10 protein-coding genes and 1 pseudogene are annotated in these 6200 nt (G+C 66.0%); 8 read left to right on the top strand and 3 right to left on the bottom strand.

The window, feature by feature from the left end; all coding sequences use genetic code 11:
* The 7 genes and pseudogenes from glyA to DIE08_RS19805 all read left to right on the top strand — a co-directional run.
* Positions 1-195: pseudogene (glyA, locus tag DIE08_RS19835) on the top strand (serine hydroxymethyltransferase); the annotation flags it as partial.
* Positions 196-201: 6 nt separating this feature from the next.
* On the top strand, positions 202-681 hold the full coding sequence (gene nrdR, locus DIE08_RS19830) for a transcriptional regulator NrdR (RefSeq protein WP_006760615.1): 480 nt from the start codon (positions 202-204) through the stop codon (positions 679-681).
* Positions 682-834: 153 nt separating this feature from the next.
* Entirely contained in the window at positions 835-1395 is a 561-nt protein-coding gene (locus tag DIE08_RS19825; RefSeq protein ID WP_124903144.1) for a GspH/FimT family pseudopilin, read from the top strand.
* Positions 1392-1814: a hypothetical protein gene (locus tag DIE08_RS19820; protein WP_124903142.1), complete on the top strand. Its 423-nt coding sequence runs from the start codon at positions 1392-1394 to the stop codon at positions 1812-1814. The genes DIE08_RS19825 and DIE08_RS19820 overlap by 4 nt, the downstream gene beginning before the upstream one ends.
* A complete protein-coding gene (locus DIE08_RS19815) occupies positions 1798-2637 on the top strand; it encodes a PilW family protein (protein WP_124903140.1) in 840 nt (279 codons plus the stop codon). Before DIE08_RS19820 ends, DIE08_RS19815 begins: the two co-directional genes overlap by 17 nt.
* A 106-nt stretch (positions 2638-2743) precedes the next feature.
* Positions 2744-3292 (top strand): pilus assembly protein, encoded by a 549-nt coding sequence (locus tag DIE08_RS19810; protein WP_124903138.1) that lies wholly within the window; start codon positions 2744-2746, stop codon positions 3290-3292.
* Entirely contained in the window at positions 3289-3747 is a 459-nt protein-coding gene (locus DIE08_RS19805; RefSeq protein WP_124903136.1) for a type IV pilin protein, read from the top strand. Before DIE08_RS19810 ends, DIE08_RS19805 begins: the two co-directional genes overlap by 4 nt.
* A 63-nt stretch (positions 3748-3810) precedes the next feature.
* On the opposite strand, the gene DIE08_RS19800 is transcribed toward DIE08_RS19805, so the two are convergent.
* From DIE08_RS19800 to DIE08_RS19790, 3 genes are all read right to left on the bottom strand, one after another.
* Positions 3811-4254 carry a DUF3318 domain-containing protein gene (locus DIE08_RS19800; protein ID WP_124629545.1) on the bottom strand — a complete coding sequence of 148 codons (444 nt, stop codon included), beginning with the start codon at positions 4252-4254 and terminating at the stop codon, positions 3811-3813.
* A 43-nt stretch (positions 4255-4297) separates the two neighbouring features.
* The gene (locus tag DIE08_RS19795) at positions 4298-4687 is read right to left on the bottom strand and encodes a phage holin family protein (protein ID WP_059604455.1); all 390 of its coding nucleotides are present in this window, start codon (positions 4685-4687) and stop codon (positions 4298-4300) included.
* A 123-nt stretch (positions 4688-4810) separates the two neighbouring features.
* Positions 4811-5113, bottom strand: coding sequence for a YqjD family protein (locus DIE08_RS19790; RefSeq protein ID WP_006754606.1), 303 nt, complete (start codon positions 5111-5113; stop codon positions 4811-4813).
* Positions 5114-5431: 318 nt separating this feature from the next.
* On the opposite strand from DIE08_RS19790, the gene DIE08_RS19785 reads away from it, so the two are divergent.
* The gene (locus DIE08_RS19785; protein WP_034182833.1) at positions 5432-6070 is read left to right on the top strand and encodes a peroxiredoxin; all 639 of its coding nucleotides are present in this window, start codon (positions 5432-5434) and stop codon (positions 6068-6070) included.
* The last annotated feature ends 130 nt before the right edge of the window (positions 6071-6200 follow it).

Below are 6200 nucleotides of genomic sequence, written 5' to 3'. Positions count from 1 at the left end.
GAAAAGCCGTTCGTGACGAGCGGGATCCGTCTGGGTTCGCCGGCGATGACGACGCGCGGCTTCGGCCCGGCGGAAGCCGAGCAGGTCGGCAACCTGATCGCCGACGTGCTCGAGAACCCGGAAGACGCAGCGACGATCGAGCGCGTGCGCGCGCAAGTAGCCGAGCTGACCAAGCGTTTCCCGGTTTATCGCTGATCCAGCATGCGCTGCCCGTTCTGCCGGCACGAGGACACGCAGGTCGTCGACTCGCGTGTGTCCGAAGATGGCGCCGCGATTCGTCGGCGCCGTCGTTGCTCGGCTTGCGACAAGCGCTTCACGACGTACGAGCGGGTCGAGCTGAACCTGCCGGCCGTCGTGAAGAAGGACGGCAGCCGCACGGAATTCGACCGTCGCAAGATCGTCGCTAGCATGCAACTCGCGCTGCGCAAGCGGCCGGTTGCGGCTGACGCGATCGACGCGGCGGTTGCCCGTATCGAATACCAACTGCTTGCGACCGGCGAGCGTGAAGTGCGTAGCGAGAAGCTTGGCGAACTCGTGATGAACGAGTTGCGCGGCCTCGATACGATCGCCTATGTCCGTTTCGCATCGGTTTACCGCCGGTTCGAGGATGTTTCCGAATTTGCCGACGTGATCGAAGAGTTCCGTCGCGCGTCCCCCTCCAAACCTCCGCGTAAGCGCTGACGCGCTGCGTCCGTTCATCGTCTTCTCCGTGGGTTCAGTTCGCGCCGATTGTGTCGGCCGCGATCGCATGTCGCCAGTCGGCCGTTCGGCTAATGGCGCGTGTCTGCTTGCGTCGCTACAGTCGTCGCATCACGTTGACGGAGGGCGATGGCGATGGGACTGCACCGACAGGGCGTTGAACAACGCGTGCGATGCTGCGGCGGCTTTACGCTCGTCGAGCTGATGGTCGCGATCGCGCTCGCAGCCGCGATCGGGCTATACGCAGCACCTGCATTCGATCAGTGGCACATGCGTGAACGTGTGGATGCACGCACGCGTGCGTTGCTCGGCGCGCTGTCGTTCGCGCGCACCGAAGCAACACGTCTCGGCGTGCGCGTCACGCTGTGCAGGGCCGGGCGCGACGGCGATTGCGTGCGTTCAGGCGAGCGGTGCGACCTGCCGGGATGGTCGTGCGGATGGATCGTCAGCGGGCAGTTCGACGGACGGTCGCGCGTGCTGCGGCGCTATCCGCGCGATGCCGACATCGCTGTCGTGGGGGCGGCGCACGATCTGGCATTTGCTCCGCCGGCGGGTCAGGTGCTTGGCGGGATCAGACGTTTCGAGTTGCGTCCGCAGCGTACGCTGTCCGGCGACGACACACGCGTGTCGCGCTGCGTCCGGATCGCGGCAGGCGGCCGGGCGCGCGTCGTCACCGGTCGTTGCGAAGCGGCATGAAGCGCGCGCGCAAATCGATGCACGGCACGTCGCTGCTCGAAGCGGTGCTGGCTGTCGCGCTACTTGCAACCGTGATGCTGGCCGTGGCCGGCAGCCAGCTTGCGATGACGCGCGCGCAGCGGGCGACGATCTGGCGTGAACGCGCGCTGTGGCTGGCCGATGCTCGCATTGAGCGCCGGCACGCAGTGGCAGGCGCCGACGACGGCATCGCGGCGCTCGCGTCCGCATCGTTGCCCGGCGGCACGACGGCGCTCGACGATGGGCCGGCGGGTGTCCGCTACGTGACGGTCGGCTGGCGTGACGCTCACGCCCACGCGCTGACATCGGCGCGCTGCGAAAGTGCGCGGGCAACGGTCGGGCCACCGTCGTGCGTGCGGATTCCGTTTCGGGAGGCCGAGGTCAATGCCGATGAACGGTGAACGCCGCAGCCGCGCGCATACGCTGCTCGAAGTGATGATCGCGATGACGGTCGGTCTGCTGGTGCTTGCCGCTGCCGGTGCGCTGTATCACGCCCAGCGCGTCGCGCAGCGGCGAGCGGAAGACGGGTTCCGGATGCGCGATGCGGCCGCGACCGCACTGATGCTGATCGGCGAGCAGATCCAGATGGCCGGGTTTCGTCCGCTCGATGTCGAAGGGCCGCCATCGTTACCGCCTGTGTTCGGCTGTTCCGCGGGGCGCGTGCGAGGCAACGGAGCGAAGGTGCGCTGCGAAGCCATGCGCGCAGCGTCGGATGCATTGCTGGTTCGGTATGTCGGCGATGCCGTGTCGACGTGGCCGACGATTGGGGCACAGGTGACGGATTGTCTCGGGCAGGGTGTTGGCGCGCCTGGTGAGCGGCCGCTCGTGGAAAATCGTTTCGACGCGCATGTCAGCCCGTCGACGGGTGAGCCCGAGTTGTACTGCGAGGGAAGCGGGCGCCCGGGTACGCCGCAACCCGTCGTGTCCGGCATCGATCAACTGCGCGTGCGTTACCTCCGTCGCGAAGCCGCGCAGTTCGTCGACGCGGGGGTGATGGGCAGCGGCGACTGGCGCGATGTCGTTGCCGTGCATGTATGCGTGCGTGCGCGTGGCGAACCGACGCACGGGCCCGCGCGTCATGTCGATTGCGACGGCCGCACGGCCGTTTCGTCGGACGGTCGCGCGCATCTGGCGCTGCATCGAATCGTCGCGTTGCGCAATGCCGCGGTCGCATCCACCGATCCCGTGGGTGATGCGGCGCAGGATCATGGGGTGTTGCGATGATCGACGCGAACCGATTCGTCGACCAGCTCGCAATGCGAATCGCGGCTGGTTTCGAAAGGCAGCGCGCCGTGGCGTTCCGCGACATGCGGCACGCGGTGAGGGTCCCATGCTGAGCGGAACAACATCACGCACACGCTTTCCGTCCACCAGCCGCCACTGGCGTCGCGACGCAGGCCTTGCACTGCCTGCCGTGATCGCGGTTGGCGCGGCGGTCGCCGCGCTGACCGGCACATGGTTCGAATCCGCATTGACGGAATCGCGCCGCACACGTGCATTGTCGGACCGGCTGATTGCATTTCACGCAGCCGATGCGGCGGTCGCAGCCTGCACGGCGCGATTGCTTCGAGGCGGGGCGCCGTACATCGACGAGCTCGCGTCATCCGCCGAGCCGGACGCGTGGCGGCGTGCGACCGCGCTGGGTGTCGCCGAAGCATTCGCGCCGTTTGCATCCTGGCCGATGGCGGCCCAGCCGCCGCGTTGCCTGATCGAAGCCTGGCGAGGCGTCGGCCCTCGAGGGAGTCGTGCGTACCTCGTCACCGCGCGTGGTGTCGGTGGCCATGCGTCAAGCGTGGTCTGGCTGCAGAGCCAGGTCGCGGTGCGACACGGACGCATCGTTGCACTGCGCTGGCGTCGCGTCGCGGCGGTTCATCGATGAAACGGTCTCCATTGCTGCGCCGATCGGTGGCGTTCACGTTGCTCGAACTGATGATCGTGCTCGCGATCGTCGCCGCCCTGGCCGGGTGGGGTATTCCGTCGTATCGCGAGCACGTCGCGCGTGTGCATCGCGCATCCGCGGTCGCTGCGCTCTACCGCGCGGCTCAGTATCTCGAAACGCTCGACGGCCCGCCGCCACGGACGCTGCCAGACGCATATTCGCAGGCGCCCCCGGACGGGCAGGCGGTCTACGACATCGCGCTGCGGCGAGCAGCCGGCGACGATGCACCGGTGGCCTACGAACTCATTGCACGCCCGCTCGATGCAGGCCCGATGCGCGACGACGCATGCGGTGCTTTCACGCTGCGCGCGGACGGGACGAAAGGCAATGCAGGATCTAACGATGCTGACGCCGACGCTGACGCACGGGAGCGGACATGCTGGGGCGTGCGTTGATCACGCGATCACGCACGGAAAACGCGCAACGGCGCCGGGCCCATGCGCGCCTGTCGTTGCGTGTCAGTCGTCGTTCGTGGCAGGGTTGCGCTCGTCGCGCGACTGTTTCCAGATCCGGTAGATCTCCCATGCAGCGAAGCCGACGGAGCCCCATTTCAGCGCGGGGCCAGCGCTCGCGCGTAGCAGCGAGCGTATGGGTTTCGCCAGCACGAGCGACGCGAGCGAACTCAACATCGGGTACTGGTTGACGAGTTGGCCGAGGCTCGCGTTCAAGTTCTTGGCGGACTGGCTGAAGCCGGTGCCCGACAGGCCGGGGACGAATACCTTGAGCCAACTGAAGCGCGTGACGGCGTGGCGCATTTCGGCGGCGGCTTCGGCAAGCTCGAGCCGTTCGACCTCGGATCGCAGGATCAGCAATTCCTTGCGGAGTGCGCGATGCTGCGACGCGCTCCAGTTCGATCGCGACGAATGGGGGCGGGTTGAATGGCCCGTGACGTTCTGGCTCATGGCGCGTCGGCGAAGTAGGTGAGGGAGGGGAACGCGACTGCGTTCACGGCTTGCCGCGGAAAATTTCGCGATCTTTATCGAGCTCGGCGAGCGTCGCCTCGAACACGGTCGGCGCGTCGCGCAGGCCCGAACGCGCTTTCAATGCACATCCGATGCCCGCGATCGCGTACAGCGCGGTGATGGCCGCGAGCGACTGCCAGCGATAGGTGTCCCAGAACGCGATCGTGACGAGCACGGTCAGGCTGATGAGCGCCATCGTCGCGAGCATCATGGCCGCGAGCCCGAGGAACAGCACGCCCATCAGGCGTTCCTTCTCCTCGGCGAGTTCGATGCCGACCAGTTCGAGGCGCGTTTGCAGGAGGCCGATTGCGGAACCGACGAGGCGGCGCAGCGGTCCCTGGCCGGACGGCTGCGGGTGGGTGTCTGTCGTCATGGATGAGGCGCTTGTGCGCGCAATGAGCGGCTAGGGCAAAGCCGGCCGGGGCGGACCGCCGGCTGGCTTCGGCACCCATACGCCGCACCGGGCGGCACATGGGGCGGAACGGCGTTGAGCGCGTTACTTGCGGTTGATCAGCAGGCCGATCAGCACGCCGACGCCGGCAGCGACGCCGATCGACGTCCACGGATGCTCGTGCACGTAGTCGTCGGTCGCGCGCGCGGCCTTCTTGCCTTTCTCGACCACCACGACCTGGACGTCGGTTGCCTTTTCCTTGGCCTGTTTCAGGCGCGACATGGCTTTCTCGCGCAGCTCGGCCGCACGGTCGCCCGTGCTGCTCGCTGCCTGCTTGAGCAGATCCTCGGCGTCCGCGAGAACGGTTTTGATATCCGACATCAGCTTCTCCTTGTTGATTTCCGACATTGCAACTCCCTTCATGCTGTCATGCTGCAGGTTCACATCGTAGCGAAACCCTTGCCTGCTGGCGAGCCGGGAAGACACGCGGCGGCGGTGCAAGACCACATGGTAAATGACTCGTTAGCATTGACAGAGCCACAAATGCTGCGAAAAGTTTCCCTTGTGGCCGTCGGTCGTGTCCCGATACCGGGTAAAAATGACAAAAAAGTATGAATATCAAACAGAATAATCGTTCGCGTCGCCCATTGCTTCCCGTAAGCTGATGGACTGTCCCGCGCCGTCCAGCGCGCGGTTTCAACCAGCATCGTTCGAGGAGGGAACATCATGAGTCTGCGTCTTGGTGACATCGCACCGGATTTCGAGCAGGAATCGAGCCTGGGCCCCATCAAGTTTCACGAGTGGCTGGGCGACAGCTGGGGCGTCCTGTTCTCGCACCCGGCCGACTACACGCCGGTGTGCACGACTGAACTCGGGCTGACCTCGAAGCTGAAGGGCGAATTCGAGAAACGCAACGTGAAGGTGATCGCGCTGTCGGTCGACGGCGTCGAATCGCACAAGGGCTGGATCAACGACATCAACGAAACGCAGTCGACCGTCGTCGGTTTCCCGATCATCGCCGACGCGGACCGCAAGGTGTCGCAGCTGTACGACATGATCCACCCGAACGCGAACGAAACGCTGACGGTGCGCTCGCTGTTCGTGATCGACCCGAACAAGAAGGTGCGGCTCACCATCACCTATCCGGCCAGCACCGGCCGCAACTTCGACGAAGTGCTGCGCGTGATCGACTCGCTGCAGCTGACCGACAACTACAAGGTCGCGACGCCCGGCAACTGGAAGGACGGCGATGACGTCGTGATCGTGCCGTCGCTGCAGGATCCGGAAGAGCTGAAGAAGCGTTTCCCGAAGGGTTTCAACGCGGTGCGTCCGTACCTGCGCCTCACGCCACAGCCGAACAAGTAAGCAGCGGCGGGTGAACGCGGTACCGGGCCGGCGGCCCGAAGCGCGGATCCGATGAAAAACGGCCCGTCCGGCAGTCATGCCGGGCGGGCCGTATCTTTTTGCGCGTACGCCGCGGCACTGCCGCGTACGA

It is taken from the genome of Burkholderia sp. Bp9004 (assembly GCF_003858025.1).
In the GTDB taxonomy this organism is placed as follows: domain Bacteria; phylum Pseudomonadota; class Gammaproteobacteria; order Burkholderiales; family Burkholderiaceae; genus Burkholderia; species Burkholderia diffusa.
This window is presented reverse-complemented; position numbering and strand designations above follow the sequence as displayed.